General features: G+C 42.7%; 16 protein-coding genes and 1 pseudogene. 7 read left to right on the forward strand and 10 right to left on the reverse strand.

Annotated elements, in window-relative coordinates; genetic code table 11:
* Positions 1 to 299, forward strand: a pseudogene (locus tag NWQ57_RS20455) (hypothetical protein); the annotation flags it as partial.
* A gap of 105 nt (positions 300 to 404) precedes the next feature.
* On the opposite strand, the gene relA reads toward NWQ57_RS20455, so the two are convergent.
* The 10 genes from relA to NWQ57_RS20505 all read right to left on the reverse strand — a co-directional run bounded on the left by relA (position 405) and on the right by NWQ57_RS20505 (position 10,502).
* The gene (gene relA / locus NWQ57_RS20460; protein WP_306024039.1) at positions 405 to 2,567 is read right to left on the reverse strand and encodes a GTP diphosphokinase; all 2,163 of its coding nucleotides are present in this window, start codon (positions 2,565 to 2,567) and stop codon (positions 405 to 407) included.
* A gap of 228 nt (positions 2,568 to 2,795) precedes the next feature.
* Positions 2,796 to 3,170, reverse strand: coding sequence for a holo-ACP synthase (gene acpS, locus NWQ57_RS20465; protein ID WP_306024040.1), 375 nt, complete (start codon positions 3,168 to 3,170; stop codon positions 2,796 to 2,798).
* A gap of 9 nt (positions 3,171 to 3,179) precedes the next feature.
* The gene (gene pdxJ, locus NWQ57_RS20470; protein ID WP_306024041.1) at positions 3,180 to 3,911 is read right to left on the reverse strand and encodes a pyridoxine 5'-phosphate synthase; all 732 of its coding nucleotides are present in this window, start codon (positions 3,909 to 3,911) and stop codon (positions 3,180 to 3,182) included.
* Entirely contained in the window at positions 3,904 to 4,647 is a 744-nt protein-coding gene (gene recO / locus NWQ57_RS20475) for a DNA repair protein RecO (RefSeq protein ID WP_306024042.1), read from the reverse strand. Before recO ends, pdxJ begins: the two co-directional genes overlap by 8 nt.
* A gap of 23 nt (positions 4,648 to 4,670) precedes the next feature.
* Complete coding sequence (locus tag NWQ57_RS20480) at positions 4,671 to 4,952, reverse strand: hypothetical protein (protein ID WP_306024043.1); 282 nt, start codon at positions 4,950 to 4,952, stop codon at positions 4,671 to 4,673.
* Positions 4,953 to 5,259: 307 nt separating this feature from the next.
* Entirely contained in the window at positions 5,260 to 6,987 is a 1,728-nt protein-coding gene (gene recJ / locus NWQ57_RS20485; protein ID WP_306024044.1) for a single-stranded-DNA-specific exonuclease RecJ, read from the reverse strand.
* Positions 6,988 to 7,046: 59 nt separating this feature from the next.
* A complete protein-coding gene (gene dsbC / locus NWQ57_RS20490) occupies positions 7,047 to 7,769 on the reverse strand; it encodes a bifunctional protein-disulfide isomerase/oxidoreductase DsbC (protein ID WP_306024045.1) in 723 nt (240 codons plus the stop codon).
* 209 nt (positions 7,770 to 7,978) lie between these two features.
* Positions 7,979 to 8,287, reverse strand: a complete 309-nt coding sequence (locus NWQ57_RS20495) for a DUF2007 domain-containing protein (protein ID WP_306024046.1) — start codon at positions 8,285 to 8,287, stop codon at positions 7,979 to 7,981.
* 21 nt (positions 8,288 to 8,308) lie between these two features.
* Positions 8,309 to 9,421: a PilT/PilU family type 4a pilus ATPase gene (locus NWQ57_RS20500; protein ID WP_306024047.1), complete on the reverse strand. Its 1,113-nt coding sequence runs from the start codon at positions 9,419 to 9,421 to the stop codon at positions 8,309 to 8,311.
* A gap of 37 nt (positions 9,422 to 9,458) precedes the next feature.
* Positions 9,459 to 10,502: a type IV pilus twitching motility protein PilT gene (locus NWQ57_RS20505; RefSeq protein WP_306024048.1), complete on the reverse strand. Its 1,044-nt coding sequence runs from the start codon at positions 10,500 to 10,502 to the stop codon at positions 9,459 to 9,461.
* 29 nt (positions 10,503 to 10,531) lie between these two features.
* Between NWQ57_RS20505 and NWQ57_RS20510 the strand changes: the two genes are divergently transcribed.
* The 6 genes from NWQ57_RS20510 to NWQ57_RS20535 all read left to right on the forward strand — a co-directional run bounded on the left by NWQ57_RS20510 (position 10,532) and on the right by NWQ57_RS20535 (position 17,278).
* On the forward strand, positions 10,532 to 11,215 hold the full coding sequence (locus NWQ57_RS20510; protein WP_306024049.1) for a YggS family pyridoxal phosphate-dependent enzyme: 684 nt from the start codon (positions 10,532 to 10,534) through the stop codon (positions 11,213 to 11,215).
* A 32-nt stretch (positions 11,216 to 11,247) separates the two neighbouring features.
* Positions 11,248 to 12,069 carry a pyrroline-5-carboxylate reductase gene (gene proC / locus NWQ57_RS20515; RefSeq protein ID WP_306024050.1) on the forward strand — a complete coding sequence of 274 codons (822 nt, stop codon included), beginning with the start codon at positions 11,248 to 11,250 and terminating at the stop codon, positions 12,067 to 12,069.
* A 78-nt stretch (positions 12,070 to 12,147) separates the two neighbouring features.
* Complete coding sequence (locus tag NWQ57_RS20520; protein ID WP_306024052.1) at positions 12,148 to 12,690, forward strand: YggT family protein; 543 nt, start codon at positions 12,148 to 12,150, stop codon at positions 12,688 to 12,690.
* Positions 12,691 to 12,718: 28 nt separating this feature from the next.
* Positions 12,719 to 13,111 carry a DUF4426 domain-containing protein gene (locus NWQ57_RS20525; protein ID WP_306024064.1) on the forward strand — a complete coding sequence of 131 codons (393 nt, stop codon included), beginning with the start codon at positions 12,719 to 12,721 and terminating at the stop codon, positions 13,109 to 13,111.
* A gap of 114 nt (positions 13,112 to 13,225) precedes the next feature.
* Positions 13,226 to 14,521, forward strand: coding sequence for a PotD/PotF family extracellular solute-binding protein (locus tag NWQ57_RS20530; RefSeq protein ID WP_306024053.1), 1,296 nt, complete (start codon positions 13,226 to 13,228; stop codon positions 14,519 to 14,521).
* A 27-nt stretch (positions 14,522 to 14,548) separates the two neighbouring features.
* Positions 14,549 to 17,278 (forward strand): ATP-binding protein, encoded by a 2,730-nt coding sequence (locus NWQ57_RS20535; protein WP_306024054.1) that lies wholly within the window; start codon positions 14,549 to 14,551, stop codon positions 17,276 to 17,278.
* Positions 17,279 to 17,313 lie beyond the last annotated feature (35 nt).

Raw genomic sequence — 17,313 nt, forward strand, 5'->3', positions numbered from 1 at the left:
AAATATCGCATGCCGGCGGGATTGGTTTGCAGTATGCAGGATTAGCTGGATACCAACTTTCCTATACCAATGAAGAACATCGATTTCGTGGAGCACTTGGCCTCATTGGTGTCTCTGCCGGATACAATTATTTAATGTCTGCACATTGGCCAGCAGGATTAACCTTTACTCAAACAATTCGCGCGGCTTATTCTATGAATCTAAACTTTTACCTGCAAATCCCTAATTCAGGCCCGCGCCTTAGTGTAGATTTAGCTCACATGCCTGATTGTCAAAAAGGCGATGGATTTTTCAACTAATATGACACTAGAAATATAGTATGGCTAAGTGCAGCTTACGCTTTTTAAATACTAAAGCTGAGTCATTCCACCCCTATTTTTTATAAAGAGATGCAATGACTTGAGCTAATTATCTATGCGTTTTACTTCAGACACGCCTTTAATTTGTTGAATTTTAATTATAGTTTTAGCTAAACTATTTAAATCCTTAACCTCTAAACTAACCTTTATTTTTGCTGTGTGGGTTTTGGTATCACTCAAACTATTTACCCCTAACAAACCCACCTTCTCATTGGCCAGTACCGTTGTTAAATCGCGTAAAATACCGTCTCTGTCTGCACAAAATACTTGTAACTCGGTTCTAAAAGCGGCTTTAACATTGCTTGCCCAATTAACATCAATTTCTCTTTCTGGGTGAATATCCAATAAATGTGTTAATTGCTCACAATCTTCTCGGTGAACGCTCACGCCGCGCCCTTGGGTAATATACCCAAGGATTGGTTCGCCCGGCAGTGGCTGGCAACACCCTGCAATTTGCGTCAATAAATTACCAACCCCCTCTACCACAACGGTATCTTTTTTGTATTTAGCAGATTGTGGTTTTTTCGCCTTGATCCTCGGATCAATAATGGGTTCAGGCTCAAGTCGTTGAATGAGAAAATTGACTACTTGCATCAAGCGAATATCACCTGCACCAAGCGCTGCATACAAATCATCAACAGTTTGCATGTTAAAGCGACTGACCGCTTCTAAGGCATCTTTTGAAGGAATGTTTACCTTAGTCAACTCGCGCTCTAACAACTCTTTGCCCGCAACCAGATTTTTATCTTTATCTTGTTTTTTAAAGTAACTGTGTATTTTGGCTCTAGCCCGTGAAGAGTGCACATAACCAAGTCCTGGGTGCATCCAATCACGACTTGGGTTAGACCGTTTTCCGGTCAGAATGTCGACTTGGTCACCGGTTTGTAATTGATAGGTAAATGGCACAATACGACCGCTGATTTTAGCACCAATACAGCGATGACCTACGTTACTATGTATGTAATACGCAAAATCTAAGGGGGTCGACCCTAATGGCAAATCAACCACATCGCCTTTTGGTGTAAACACATAAACACGGTCATCAAATACTTGACTGCGCAATTCTTCAACCAAATCACCCGATTCGGCGACTTCTTCTTGCCACTGCAATATTTTGCGCAACCAATTGATGCGCTCTTCGTAAGCAGAGCGACTGACCGTAGCCCCCTCTTTGTAGCGCCAATGAGCGGCAACACCTAGCTCAGCATCTTCATGCATTTTATTAGTGCGAATTTGGATCTCAATCGCCTTGCCCTGCTTGCCCAGTGTGACCGTATGAATTGACTGATAACCATTGGGTTTTGGGGTGGCAATATAATCGTCAAACTCGTTTGGAATGTGCTTCCAATGTGCATGCACAACACCCAAAGCGGCATAACAGTCTTGTAAGCGTTCAGCAATAATACGCACTGCCCGAATGTCATAGAGCTGTTCAAAACTTAAGTGCTTTTTCTGCATCTTCTTCCAGATGCTGTAAATATGTTTAGGACGACCATACACCTTGGCTTTGATGTTTTGCTCGTCTAATACGCCTTGCAGTTCGTTAACAAAATCATCAATATATTGTTCGCGATCCGTTCTTTTTTCGTCCAGTAATTTGGCAATTTGCTTATAGGTATCAGGATGTAAGTACCGAAATGAATGGTCTTCTAGCTCCCACTTTAATTGGCCTATACCGAGTCTGTTGGCCAGTGGCGCATAAATATTGGCACACTCTCTTGCCACCAAAACACGGGTTTCTTCATCAGAATTTTTCACTTTTTGCAGAGCACAAATACGTTCTGCTAACTTAATGACAACTGCTCTGACATCCTCAACCATCGCGAGCAACATGCGCCGCACGTTATCAATTTGTGTCTCGTCGTTTTTTCTGGTGCTCTTCGCTCGAGTATGTAGCGACTTAATGGCATCCATGCGCCTTACGCCAACAATTAAGTTTTTGATCCCCTCTCCAAACTGCTCGGCAATTTGCTCTTCGCTTAATTCATGCATCTCACAATAAGGATAAATCAACGAGGCTTGCAGGGTCTCATCGTCCATATGTAATTCATGCAGAATTTCCACCATCTCCTGCCCGATTAATAGAATTTCAGGCGTGTCAGATACCTCACGAAGCTTTTGTTTGGTGGTTGTAGACAAGTTCAGACTGGCTAGCCACTCTTCAAACGAAGGTCTTTGTGGTTGGTGCACAGTGCGGATAGAAACCATAAAACGTTGTCCTGTAACTGTTTACGGCGTTAGACAAGCTAAAAACCGCTGCTTTTACTCAAGCATATATATAATTAAATTGCATCCATTCAGAATACGCGCCAGTTTTTTTGTCCGCAAATTGAGGAAACAGCCTATTTTAAGAGAACAAAACGCCCCAAATTTGCGCAACGTCGTATCGCGTTGCTATTTCAGCACTATTAAAGTGCAAAGCCCTTCGACGTAGGTTTATTCTAAAATCACAGTAGCAACGGCATAGTGTTGTTCATCTGAGATAGAAAGAAAGCTGGCTGTCACGCCACGTTCACTGCAGAGCTCAGCAAATTTACCATAAAAGTTAAGAAAGGGCTGACCACTGGGCATATTTTGTACCTCAACATCTTGAAAACTGACCCCATTACCAATCCCTACCCCTAAAGCTTTTACCGCTGCTTCTTTGGCTGCGAAGCGTTTCGCTAAAAAGCGCGCTTTGAAATTATGTTGAGCATACGTGTGCAGCTCACTGACAGTTAAAATACGATGGGCGAGCCGTTCAGAGCGTGCCAATTGACTTTCTATTCGCGCGATTTCAACAATGTCAGTACCTAAACCTACTATGGCCATTGATATTCTCTAGCGACGGGCTTCTTGCATCAAACGTCGCATATCGGCCACCGCTTGATGCAAACCGTCAAATGCTGCTCTGGCAATTATCGCGTGGCCAATATTCAGTTCGTATAGCTGTGGGATCGCTGCGATGGGTTTAACATTGTGATAATTTAAACCATGACCCGCGTTGACCTTCAAACCCAACGAATGCGCGTATTCGATGCCAACCACTAATTTGGCCAGTTCTGCTTGTTGTTGCTGTTCGTTTTCAGCCTCAGCATATTGTCCGGTATGAATTTCAATAAAAGGAGCGCCGCACGCATGAGCGGCGTCAATTTGTGCCTTGTCTGCATCAATAAATAAGGAGACCATAATACCCGCTGCCGCAAGTCGTGCACAGGCTGTAGCGATAACAGTCTGATTTGAGGCAACATCAAGACCTCCCTCTGTTGTTAACTCTTGGCGTTTCTCTGGCACTAAGCAGCAATAAACAGGTTTGATTTGCTCAGCAATCAATAACATCTCTTCGGTGACTGCCATTTCCAAATTCATTCTGGTTTGAATGGTATTCTTCAACACATTAACGTCACGATCGGTGATATGTCGACGATCTTCTCTCAAATGCACAGTAATACCATCTGCCCCCGCTCTTTCAGCAATTTCGGCAGCATGCACGGGGTCAGGATACAAGGTACCGCGGGCATTTCTTAGGGTGGCAATATGATCAATATTTACCCCTAAATAGATGTCATTCATTTAGTGTATTCTCCACATTATTAGGTAATTGCGTCGTCCAACTTTGTTTAAATAGTTCACGACTTTTTAAAGGCTTGTCGCCCAACAGCTTGGCGAGAGTCAAACGGCTAATATACTTAGCACAGTGCAAACTGGCTGGCGTCCATGCAAGGTCATTAATTTGCATGATGCTTTGGCCACTAAAACAATTATTGTCACCGTAGTGCTGCTTTAGCCTTATCCAACCCTGCTCATGTATAAAGCTGTAGTAGCTAAAAGGTTCAATTTCTTGCCCGGTATTTGTATCGTATAAAAAGTCAATTCCGTAGCCTAAATCCGCAAGTAAAGATAATTCGAATTGGCGTAATTGCGGTTCAATGGTTTGCTTGTCTGCCAAGGCTTTTAGGGTGGTTTGATACAGATTGAACAACTCAGGCTGGGGGATTTCTTTGGCTAATAAACGACTGAGTAGTTCATTAATGTACATGGCTGAAAATAAGTAATTGCCTTCAAGCTTGTAGCTTGAGCCCAAGGCTTCAACCTGCTGTAGGTTTTTCAGTTCATGACGCCCCGCCAGCCCAAGTAACAAAAGCTGGAAGGGTTGAAGCAAACTCTTTTTATCGCTTTTACTGCCCCGAATGCCCTTTCCAACAGCACTCACTAAACCCCATTCCAAACTGAATATATCAAGTAAAAAGCTGGTTTCTCGATAAGGTCGACGATGCAGAATAAATCCAGCAAGTGCGGTAGATGACACAAATAAACCCCAATTAAAAGAAGTTAACTTATCTTAATTCTCACAACCTTCATGGCTTCAAACTCCATGCCGGCGATTTCTTCTTTGATCGGATAATACGTTAGATTAACTCGTGCACCGGTGAGATTTTTATAGACTTTTCGACGGCGAAATTTAAATGGTACATCGTAACCTTCCACCATCAAGGTATTCATAAACCAGTCATCGTCTTTACGCTGCACATGAGAAGACACTGCCAACTCTTCAGTGTGGGTCAGTTTGTCGTGTTTTATTAGCAGTTTTTCTACGTCTGTTTTTTTAGCCATGGAAAATGTTAGGTTGTCCAAAAAAACAATGATATACCCAAACTCATCAAATATGCAGCTTTGTCGACATATTTGACAGCTTATTTAATCTCGACGTCGAATAAGAAACGGCGTTTTAAATCAATATTGTCTTTATAGATGAGAATAATTTGCCACCTGTAAAATTCTAATTTGAGTCAATTCTGAATCAGTGGCACAGGGTTTGTGCATAGCAAGGCGAGCTGCCCGTGGGGCAGATGGCTATGACCCGCAATCCCAGCCCAATAGGGAGCTCATCTAACGCTTATGCGAGGCTTAGCTTAATCGCTTAAATTGGCTCAATAGCATCTACCATCAGTTGCAAATTTACGCGGCCACGAAATTCGTTAATATCAAGTTTGAAGGCCAGTCTGACTTTTCTGCATGCCAAATTCGGCCATGCATTAGGATCAATATTAAAAGCAATCGCATCGAGCAGCAGATGCTCTTGAAAACGCACCAACATTTTCAAATGTTTGCCGCCTAGTAACTTTTGCTCTAGCAACTCAAATTCGTCATCAAAAACGGGCTCAGGAAAGCCTTGCCCCCAAGGTCCCGCGTCTTTCAGTAATTGCGCAAAAGCAATGCTGTATTGGTCTTTTAGCAAAACACCATCAGACAAGACCTCGCCTGCTAAAGGTTTACCCTTTAACAAGGCTTCGGTTGTCAAATGAAAGGCTTGTTCAAATTCTGCTAACTTTGCCAATTCTATGGTCAAACCAGCAGCCATTGCGTGCCCTCCAAATTTAATAATTAGGCCAGGATATTGACTGTTAATGGTTTCAAGTAAATCGCGAATGTGCACACCAGGTATCGAACGAGCTGAGCCTTTTAATAGCGCATCATCTTGGTGGGCAAAGGCGATAGTAGGGCGAAAATATTTTTCTTTAATGCGGCCCGCCAAAATTCCAATCACGCCTTGATGGTAATCTTGCTTATACAACACCAAACCAAAGGGCAAGGCGTCGGCAGCCAAATTGAGTTGTTCAAGAGCCTTCACCGCCTCTTGCTGCATCGAGCTTTCTATCTCTCTGCGCTCTTGGTTGAGGCTGTCCAACTGCACCGCAATTTGTCGTGCACGGGCGGGATTGTCTGTTAGTAAACATTCTATGCCTAAGGACATATCATCTAAGCGCCCAGCCGCATTTAAACGAGGCCCAACTACAAAGCCTAAATCGGAGGCCATCAACTTACTTTTGTCGCGACCAGCCACTTCCATAATAGCCTGAATACCTTTGCAACATTGGTCGCTGCGAATACGCTGCAATCCTTGATGCACTAAAATCCGGTTATTGCTATCTAGTGGCACAACATCAGCCACGGTTCCAAGCGCTACAATATCCAATAGCTCGGCTAAATTTGGCATCGGCATATTTTGCCTTGCAAACCAGTTTTGTTTGTTTAACTCCGCACGTAAGGCTAGCATTAAATAAAACGCCACCCCCACTCCGGCTAAGTTTTTAGATAAAAACTCACAACCTGGTTGGTTTGGATTAACTATAGCATCTGCGATCGGTAGACGACTTGCCGCCAAATGATGGTCAGTAATAAGTACTTTTAAACCTAAGGCTTTCGCTTTTTCAACGCCAGCAAAACACGCTATTCCACTGTCCACCGTCATGATGAGTTCCGCCCCTTCACGAGCAGCAACATCAACAATTTCAGGACTCAATCCATATCCAAAATCAAAGCGATTCGGCACTAAATAACTGTGTTGTTTTGACCCCAACATGGTAAGCGACAACATACACAGAGCGGTACTCGTTGCACCATCAGCGTCAAAATCGCCTACTACCATTATTTTTTGCTGAGATTGAATAGCCGTAACTAATAGATTCACTGCGCCGCTGACGCCTTTGAGTTCGTTATAGTGCAGTAACGACTGAGTAGTGCGCAGCAATTGCTGTTCATTTTGCACACCTCGGTCGGCGTAAATTTGACGAATCACAGGGTGGAGATTGGCGGGAAGGTGGGCGTTATCAGCAGGCACTCTGCGAGTTATAACTAAATTAGGCATTTATATATTTCAAGTTTTTAGCTAAGAAAAGCCTGCTAAAGAGCAGGCTCACAAATCCACTATAGCGCCTTGAGGGCTTGTTCTAACAAATTAGGAGGCTGGTAGCCTGGAATTAGCGAACCATCAGGTAAGATGATATTTGGTGTACCGTTTACACCAATTTGTTGACCAAAGGCGTATTGTTCGGCCACTTTGTTCTCACACACTTTTGACGCAACAGTTTGACCATTTTTTGCATCATCCATGGCCTCTTGTGGATCACTTGCACACCATACTGACACCATATTTTTATAGGTTTGTCCGCGTAAGCCTTCGCGAGGGTAAGCTAAATAGCGAACAGTGATACCAAGATCATTATATTTGTCCATTTCGCCGTGCAATTTACGGCAATATCCACACGTAATATCAGTAAAGACATCAACCACATATTTTTCATTTTTGGCTTTATATTCAATCACTGAATCTTTAAATTCTTCTACTCCAGCTAATCGCATTTTACTCAAGGCTAACTCTGTTTCGTTACGCATGCCGGCGTCAAGATTATATACACGGGCTTGCAGTAAAAACTTACCGTCTTTACTGGTGTAAAATAAGCCTTTATCTGTTTCGAGTTGCAATAATCCAGTAATAGGAGAGTCAGCGATAGAAGAAACTTTCATGCCTAAGGTGCTCTGAATTTTTTGTTTCACAGCATCAAAGTTATCCACCTGAGATGAAGCTAACACCGCACCACTTAGGACCAAGGCTAAACCTAGAGCGGAATGCTTAAACCAATTTTTCATACGTTTCCTACTTCTTCTATGGGTAAAAACACCCGACATTAATAAGACCTTAACCAGGCCAAATAATTTCATAAATATGCGTTGAGTGTACTGGATTGTCTGATTGAATCCAAACCTTAAGACTGGCTGTTTCTGTAACAAATTCTTTGCTTTACAGTAAAATCAGCGTAATGAGCTTAAAATAATAATGGGCAGCCTGTGGCCAATAATTACGGCTCTGCTGGGGTTCCACACTGCCAGCACAACTCAAAATTTCCGTCATTACTTTCTTGGCACCGTTCACACAACCAACTGTGTTGTAGCGGTTGATGTTCAAAGTCTTTAATTAATTTTTGTGCTTTAGCCAGCCACCCCTCGTCAGTAAGCCATACTTCGGGTAATACATCAAAAGGTGAGAGTTCGCCCATCGCACCAATGGCAAATTCGTTTTTCACAAAACAAGGAATGCCATTTTGTTCAAGCCACTGCTTAATTTGCCAAACCATAAAACGGTCGTGATGACTGTATACTTTCAGCATAATTGATTTGGTCTCAATCCATTAATCCATGTCGATAGATACATTAGACAATGAGCCTAATTTATTACCATCATCCGACGCTAATTTAATCATTAGCCGCAAATCATTGGGTGAGTCAGCATGATGAATCGCATGGTCAAGACTGATTTTACCGGCCTTGTACAAATCATATAAGGCCATATCAAAACTTTGCATGCCCAGCTCTTTACCTTTACGCATGGCTTCTTTGAGCCCGCCAATTTCATTACGTTGAATTAAATCTGTCACCAAAGGTGAATTTAATAAGATTTCTATAGCTGCCACTCGCCCCTTACCATCAGGTGTAGGCACCAATTGCTGGGCGACAATAGCACGCATATTTAAGCTCAAATCAAAACGCAGTTTTTCATGTTGGTCATGAGGCGCCAAATGCATAATGCGTTCGATAGCCTGATTCGCATTATTAGCGTGCAAGGTGGCAACGCATAAATGCCCTGTGTCAGCAAAAGACATGGCATATTCCATGGTTTCCATTGAACGAATTTCACCAATTAAAATGACATCAGGGGCCTGACGTAAGGAGCTTTTCAAGGCATCATCAAAGGATTTAGTATCAATACCTACTTCGCGCTGTGTCACGACGCATTGACTATGCTCATGCACAAATTCAATCGGATCTTCAATCGTTAAGATATGCCCTTTTGAATTTTGATTGCGATGCCCTATTAAGGCCGCTAATGAGGTTGATTTACCCGTACCCGTAGCCCCAACAAATAACAATAAACCCCGCTTCGCCATAATCACGTCTTTTAAAATGGGCGGTAAACCGAGATCATCTACTTTTGGAATTTGTGTGACAATACGCCTCACAACCATTCCAGCCATATCGCGCTGCCAAAAAGCGCTGCAACGAAAACGGCCAATTCCGTCACGGGCAATCGCAAAGTTACATTCTTTACTGTCAGTAAATTCCTGAATTTGCTTATCGCTCATGGCGTCGTGTACCAGAGCCAAAGAAGACTCTTCATCGAGTACACTGCTACCAATTGGTGTCATTTGTCCATTAATTTTGGCACTAACCGGAAAGCCCACGGTGATAAATAAATCTGAGGCACCTGCCTCTTGCATCGCTTCTAAATAAGGCGTGAGTTCCATAACTATTTCCGCTAACTAAGTATATTGATGAATAAAATCAGAAACCTGAAGTGGGCTTTTTATCAATCGATTTGGCTGCCGCATCTTGGGCGGTAATTAATCCCTGCGCAACTAAACGCTGTAAACATTGATCCATGGTTTGCATACCATGTTGTTGACCCGTTTGGATCACTGAATACATTTGCGGGACTTTGTCTTCGCGGATCAAATTACGGATAGCCGGAATTCCCAACATAATTTCGTGAGCGGCCACTCGCCCTCCCCCGACTTTTTTCAATAAGGTCTGTGAAATAACCGCTCGTAAGGATTCTGATAACATCGAACGGATCATGGATTTTTCAGCGGCAGGAAACACATCAATAATACGGTCGATGGTTTTAGGCGCTGAATTGGTGTGCAAGGTGCCAAACACCAGGTGCCCAGTTTCTGCCGCCGAAATGGCCAAACGGATGGTTTCTAAATCCCGTAACTCACCCACCAAAATAATATCAGGGTCCTCACGTAAAGCTGATCGTAAAGCGTTGTTAAAACTGTGGGTATCACGATGCACTTCACGCTGGTTGAGTACACAAAGTTTATTTTCATGCACAAATTCAATGGGGTCTTCGATGGTCAGAATATGTTCGCGCTTAGTTGAATTGATATGGTCAATCATGGCCGCTAAGGTAGTACTTTTACCTGACCCTGTTGCCCCCGTTACCAATACAATACCAGTAGGCTGATTAATGATTTGCTTAAAAATTTGCGGAGCGCCTAAGTCATCTAAACTTAAAATTTTACTTGGAATGGTTCGTAATACAGCAGCCGCACCGCGATTTTGCACAAACGCATTGACCCTAAAACGTGATAAGTCTTTTACTTCAAAAGAAAAATCGGTTTCTAGGTTTTCTTCATATTCCTTGCGCTGCTTGTCGTTCATGATTTCATAAATCAAGCTATGCACTTCTTTGTGTTCAAGGGCAGGCACATTAAGTTTACGCATCTCGCCATCTACCCGAATGATAGGTGGTAATCCAGCTGAAAGATGCAAGTCTGAGGCTTTATTTTTCACACTAAAGGCTAAAAGTTCGGTAATATCCAAGCCAAATTCTCCGTAAAAAAGTTTACAACGTGGAAACAATAGCAGAACGACTCAAAAGCGCATACCAAACAATCGAGCAATCTACCTTAGCCGCTAATCGTCCACCAAATACCGTACAATTGCTAGCGGTCAGTAAGACCAAACCCGTATCTGATATCGTGCAAGCGTATGAAGCTGGACAACGTTTATTCGGCGAAAATTATGTCCAAGAGGGGGTTGAAAAGGTCCAAGCGCTGCGCGCACTAAGCGACATCGAATGGCATTTTATTGGCCCCATACAGTCAAATAAAACCCGTTTAGTGGCCGAAAATTTTGCGTGGGTGCACGCTATCGACCGTTTAAAAATAGCCCAACGTTTGAATGATCAACGCAGTGCCCACAAACAACTGAATGTGTGCATTCAGGTCAACATCGATGATGAAGCGAGTAAGTCGGGTGTGCCTATTGAGGAAGTAAAGGCGCTTGCGGCGGCGATTAACCCCTTACCCCACTTGAAATTACGAGGTTTAATGACCATCCCTAAGGCAGATGCAAGTGAAGTGCAACAAAAGCACAGTTTTTCAGCTATGCAAGAGCTATTTGTCGAGATGCACAGACTTTATCCAGAGATAGATACGCTATCTATGGGCATGTCAGGTGACATTAAGCCTGCGATTGCACATGGTAGTACAATGGTTCGTATTGGCACGGCTATCTTTGGTAGCCGACAATAAGCACAGCAAATTTAAGATCAAACAGAGGTAAAATGGAACATAGACGCATAGCCTTCATAGGCGCAGGTAATATGAGTAAAAGTATAATCAGTGGACTCGTAAATAATGGTTATCCCGCTGAATATATATATGCCAGTAATCCTTCAATGCCCAAGTTAGATGCCTTACATCAACAATTCGGCATTCAAATTAGTCAATCTAACGTCCATGTTGTAGAGCAAGCACAGGTAATTGTATTGGCCGTAAAACCACAGCTTATGGCACAAATGTGCGCTGATTTGGCCAAGCAAACTGAATTACAAGACAAACTGTTTGTATCTATTGCCGCTGGTATCAGTGTTCAAAGGTTGCAAGAAATGTTAGGTGGTAACTATAAGGTCATTCGCACGATGCCCAATACGCCTAGTTCTTTAGGCTTAGGCATGACAGGTTTGTATGCGAATGAGCAAATACCAACCGAGGACAGAGACTATGCAGGTGCCTTGCTCAAACATGTTGGTAAAATTGCATGGGTAGAAAAAGAAGCCATGATCGACGGTGTCATTGCGGCAGCAGGCAGCAGCCCAGCTTACTTCTTCGCTTTTTTAGAAGCCATGCAGCATGAAGCTCAACAGCAAGGATTTGATCGAGATACCGCTCGATTACTGGTGCAACAGGCAATGCTAGGCGCAGCCGAAATGGTATGTCAAAATCCCCAACTCGAAATCAGTGAACTGCGTACTCAAGTTACGTCTAAAGGCGGCACTACCGCTCAGGCGCTGGCTTGTTTTGCCGATAACGGTTTAAGTGATATTGTAGCCAAAGCAATGCAAGCTGCCGTTGCTCGAGCTAAAGAGATGTCTACAACGTTCTGAGTGTGAACTCGAACAAGATGTAAATTTAAAACGCGCCAATTTTCAAATTAAAATGTGTGTTCAGGAAACAACAACGCTATGAGTTCAATTGACTTTTTAATCAGTTTGCCATTTAAACTTTATTTAATGGTAGTGTTATTGCGCTTTTGGCTGCAATTGTCCCGAGCGGATTTTTACAATCCATTTAGCCAATTTATTGTCAAAGCAACCCATCCCATTATTGGCCCTTTGCGCCGAGTTGTGCCGTCTATGGGCCGCTTTGATACCGCAACCTTATTGTTAGCCTGGCTTGTGGCGATTGCTAAGATAGTAGTACTAAGCTTGTTGGCGGGTTATGCCTTAACAAACTTTGTAGGCATTGGCTTGGCTGGTTTATTAATTGTGTTCTCTGAGGCGATCGATTTAGTTATTTACGTGCTTATTTTACGTGCCATCATGAGCTGGGTCAGTCAAGGCCGCAACCCCATGGAGTTGGTGTTAGCGCAATTAACTGAACCAATGTTAGCGCCGATCCGTAAAAGAATGCCTGATCTCGGTGGTTTAGATTTATCCGTCATGGTGGTTATTTTACTTCTTATATTTTTACAAAAATTAATGGGTGATCTGTTTGGTGCATTTTAATAAATTTAGGGTATTTGCCTTCCTCAGCATGTTGCTTAGCGCTGCGGCGGTGCACGCAGAACAGAAGGTCGCGTTAGGAACTTGGGATGTACATTACATTGCCCTTAATAGTACATTTCTCACCCCTGAAGTTGCGAAACAATACGGGATATTACGCAGTAAATTTAATGGTTTGATCAATATTTCGGTACTCGATAAGAAGACAAGTGCGGCGCAAAGTGTAGTTATGAACGGCGAAGCCAAAAATCTATTAGGGGTAGTTAAAAGCCTAAGCTTTAAAGAAGTAAAAGAGGGCCAAGCTATTTACTACCTGGCGACATTGCCATTTAGTGACCAAGAACGTTACCGGATCAGTATCACAATTAACGATGGCGCAACGACGCAGCAGTTCACCTTTGAGCATAAGTTTTACGCTGAATAATTGCTAACATCAGCAGATAATGCCTGAATTGCCTCTCATTTGACAAACTCAGTTCTGGCGGCACACTATGTAGCAATAACATCTGTTGTATTCGAGTGTAAGGTATTTGTTTAGATGAGAAAATCCAAGGTATCTGACCACACATTAAACACTGCTGGACGCAGAACATTCATCAAAACGCTGGGTTCAGTCATCGCTACCGGCGCTCTTGGTAGCACTGCCCCTTACGTATTTGCGAGACAAAAAACTCGACTGAGAATTCTCGGCACCCACGTTACTTTGCAAGAACAACTGCGCCAACAGGCAATGCAAGACATTGGCATTGATTTAGTCTTTGAACCAAGAGGCAGCGCAGCCGTTTTACAAAAAGCCAGTGTTTCACCTTCATCCTTTGATTTGTATGAGCAGTGGTCAAATAGTATTCGTCCGCTATGGGCGAGTGGCTCAATCCAAGCCATCGAAAAAAAACGCTTAACTTACTGGGATGAAATTAACCCCTTATCAAAAACAGGCAAAATCAGTCCCGATGCTAAAATAGGTGCAGGCGACGCACCTAATAAGATTCTTAATATTCAAGCCGACGGCACCTTAGGTTCAAATCCCACAGAACTCATCAGCTTTTTACCCTACGTTCACAACGTTGATTCTTTTGGCTACAACACCTTTTTTATTCCCAAAGGCATCCCCTACGAAACAGAGAGTTGGGGTTGGCTGCTCCAGCCACAACATCGTGGCAAGGTAGCCATTGTCAACGATCCAACCATTGGTTTGTTTGATTTAGCCTTAGCAGCACAAGCACAAAATCTGGTTCGATTTGATGATATTGGTAATTTAAGCAAAGCAGATTTAGATAATCTCTTTAAAGTGTTAATTGACTTTAAACAGCAAAAGCATTTCAGTGGCTTCTGGAACTCGGTGCCTGAGTCAGTTGATTTTATGCGAACACAACGTGTTTCCATAGAAAGCATGTTTTCACCGGCCGTTGCAACCTTGAATGGGCAAGGACTTCCTGTTACTTTCGCAGCCCCTAAAGAGGGCTATCGTGGTTGGCATGGGGCAATGTGTTTATCATCTGCCACTGAGGGTAAACAAAAAGACGCGGCTTATGACTACATGAACTGGTGGCTTTCTGGCTGGCCAGGTGCATTTATAGCGCGCCAAGGGTATTATATTTCAAACCCACAACGCTCCAGAAAATTGCTCAGTACAAACGAATGGGATTATTGGTACGAAGGTAAAGAAGCGCAACAAAACCTCGTTGGTACTGACGGCAAGATATCCGTGTTAAAAGGTGAAGTGCGCACTGGCGGTAGTTACACAAAACGCTTTAGCAACGTTGCAGTATGGAACACAGCGATGCCCACCTATGACTACAGTTTACAAAAATGGTACGAGTTCATTAGTTCATGACAATAATTAACCAATAAGAAAAATAACGTGTTCACGAGCCTCAAATCACAAATTTTATTATTTTCCTTAACCCTCGCCTTTTTGCTTGGCCTGCAAATATTCTTATCTCGTGACATCTACGCAACCTTTGTCAAAAATTTAGATATTACGCAAGAAACCATTGTTGAAGTCAGCTTGGTACGCGAGGTCGAAAGAGACGTTATTGACTTGCAGCGTAATGTACTTCTTTATAAATCGACCGCGAGTGAATCAGCTATTACTCGTTTTATGGCCTTAATGGCAGACACCAATAGCAAACTTGATAACCTAGAAAAATTGACCACTAATGACCTTCAGGCTCAACTTTATAGCGATTACATCGCCCGTATGCGCGAGCACTTAGCCAATTATAACGATAACTTTGCTAACGTGATTATAGGCCGTACGCAACGAGAAAACTTGGTGAGTAATGGTTTACTGGTTGAGCTACAGCAAATATTTGATAATTTTAATTGGTCTGAGCTGACGGGCTCAGCGAGTGTCGCTAACGCCAGATACACAGACAAGGCCTTGTTTCATATCGCCCAATCTGAAAACTACTTACTGCAATATTTATTAACCCCCGATCAAGAGTTAGTACAGCCTTTTCAGCAAAATATCCGAGAGGCCGTCACCTTACTTAAACAACAACAAAACAAAACAACTGAATTAGAGTTGAGCCAAGTATTAGATAAGTTAGACCGAGTTGAAAACGACTTTTTACAACTGACTAAAATAACCCGAGGTTATTTATTTTTAGTGAATGTGGTGATGGCAGGAGCGGCTAACGAGTTTTTGTTTCTAGCACGTGAACTTAATTCTTTAGTTACAGAGAAACTCAACCAAACCAATATAGACGTTAAAAATACCACTGAAAATTCCTTACACGAAAGTGACCTTTATTCATTGATAGGAATTGTATTGGCGATATTAGCGGCAGTCTTTCTTGCTTATCGGATCATGATCCCGATTAAAAAAATAACCTTAGTGTTTGAGCGCCTAACACAGGGCAAGGACATCAAAAACATTCCAGGCCTTAAACGAAAAGATGAAATAGGTCAGTTGGCCAAAGCAGCGAACGTCTTCCAGCAAAAAAACCAACAAACCAATACTTTGTTGGCAGAGTCGCAACTGATGAATACCAAGCAAGAAGCCCTCAATCAAGAATTAATACTGTCAAATTTGAAAACCGAACAAGCGAATGAAGCTAAAAGTATGTTTGTGGCAAACATGAGCCATGAAATTCGCACGCCGATGAACGGTATCGTCGGCATGTTAGATTTAGTACTCAGAACTGAACTCAAACCACAGCAGCGAGAACAGTTAAAAAAAGTGATGTATTCGAGTGAAATTTTAATGAGTCTGATTAACGATATTCTCGACTTTTCTAAAATTGAAGCCGGTAAATTAGAGATCGAACACGTAGAGTTTAACCTAGAGGATATGTTTGCCAATGTGTTGTCCAACGTTAAAAATCTTGCCGCTGAAAAAGGCCTAAAATTAACATTCGACGTTACCCCCACCTTACCTAACCTGGTTATTGGTGATCCACTTAGAATCACCCAATTGCTGCTTAATCTGTGCAGTAATGCCATAAAATTTACCCAAACAGGCAGCATATCTATTTCAGCTGACATTCGTCAAAGCGATAAGCCCGATCACCTTATTTTGGAATTAGCGGTCGAGGATACTGGCATTGGAATGTCTGACGATCAACTCAATAAAGTCTTCGGTGCCTTTACCCAAGCCGATGGTTCAACCAGTCGCACGTTTGGGGGCACAGGGCTTGGTTTAAGTATTGTGAAACAGTTAGTTAGCTTGATGAATGGCCAAATATCTGCCAAATCAGAGCTTAATCAAGGGAGTTGTTTTACCATAACACTGCCATTGGCATGCGCAATAATGGCTTCGCCCATCCTGCAACTTAATCATAAACCGACTGGGCGCTTATTTTATTTCAGCAAAGGTCCAAGGGGATATTTGCGAGATGACTATATTGAAGTCCTTGATGTTGAATTACGTCACTTTCCGCTTACAGAACTACAAAACCAAATAGCCACAATGAATGAAGATGATGCCGTAGTACTCGACATTGCTAATCATGTCAGCCACCAACAATTACAAACAGAACTTCAGCTGTTACGAATGTCAAATATTGAAGTAGGCTTTGTGACTGAATCGCAACCCAGCGATCTAATTGAATTTTTAAACCAAGACGCTCATTACGTGTGTTTGAGCCACCCCTTTACACTTGCACAAGTTTGCCGCTTTATAGCCGAACTTTTTAACGTAAAACTCTCTGATGAAATAGATGCAACGCGGCTAGAACCGACTATTAACAAATTTAAAGGTCACTTGTTATTGGTCGAAGATAATCAAATTAATCAGGCGGTGGCAGGCGAAATGTTGAGCTCAATGGGTCTGACTTATGATATTGCTGAAGACGGCCGTCAAGCGGTAGAGCGAGTAATGAGTACTACTCACTATGATCTGGTATTAATGGACGTACAAATGCCTATTATGGATGGGTATCAAGCGACAGGGCGCATTAGAGAGTTGGGGTATTCTGAGCTCATTATTTGTGGTTTGTCGGCTAACGCTATGTCACAAGATAAAGAAAAAGCACAACAAGCAGGTATGAACGACTATCTAGTCAAACCGCTGCGCTCTGCCGAGCTAGCAACGTTTTTAAGTCAATACTTGCCCTCCAATCAAACCCAAACCTGGCCAGAGTTATAATACCCTGAGCTAAACAATGGGGTGGTTTAGCTCAG

Source organism: Paraglaciecola sp., assembly GCF_030730205.1.
GTDB lineage: Bacteria > Pseudomonadota > Gammaproteobacteria > Enterobacterales > Alteromonadaceae > Paraglaciecola.

Coding starts and splice junctions, on each gene's coding strand:
- NWQ57_RS20480 (WP_306024043.1), bottom strand. CDS start 4,952: ATGGCTAAAAAAACAGACGTAGAAAAACTGCTAATAAAACACGACAAA.
- NWQ57_RS20525 (WP_306024064.1), top strand. CDS start 12,719: ATGTTGCTTAGCGCTGCGGCGGTGCACGCAGAACAGAAGGTCGCGTTA.
- NWQ57_RS20500 (WP_306024047.1), bottom strand. CDS start 9,421: ATGGAACTCACGCCTTATTTAGAAGCGATGCAAGAGGCAGGTGCCTCA.
- NWQ57_RS20520 (WP_306024052.1), top strand. CDS start 12,148: ATGAGTTCAATTGACTTTTTAATCAGTTTGCCATTTAAACTTTATTTA.
- NWQ57_RS20530 (WP_306024053.1), top strand. CDS start 13,226: ATGAGAAAATCCAAGGTATCTGACCACACATTAAACACTGCTGGACGC.
- NWQ57_RS20495 (WP_306024046.1), bottom strand. CDS start 8,287: ATGCTGAAAGTATACAGTCATCACGACCGTTTTATGGTTTGGCAAATT.
- relA (WP_306024039.1), bottom strand. CDS start 2,567: ATGGTTTCTATCCGCACTGTGCACCAACCACAAAGACCTTCGTTTGAA.
- dsbC (WP_306024045.1), bottom strand. CDS start 7,769: ATGAAAAATTGGTTTAAGCATTCCGCTCTAGGTTTAGCCTTGGTCCTA.
- pdxJ (WP_306024041.1), bottom strand. CDS start 3,911: ATGAATGACATCTATTTAGGGGTAAATATTGATCATATTGCCACCCTA.
- recJ (WP_306024044.1), bottom strand. CDS start 6,987: ATGCCTAATTTAGTTATAACTCGCAGAGTGCCTGCTGATAACGCCCAC.
- acpS (WP_306024040.1), bottom strand. CDS start 3,170: ATGGCCATAGTAGGTTTAGGTACTGACATTGTTGAAATCGCGCGAATA.
- proC (WP_306024050.1), top strand. CDS start 11,248: ATGGAACATAGACGCATAGCCTTCATAGGCGCAGGTAATATGAGTAAA.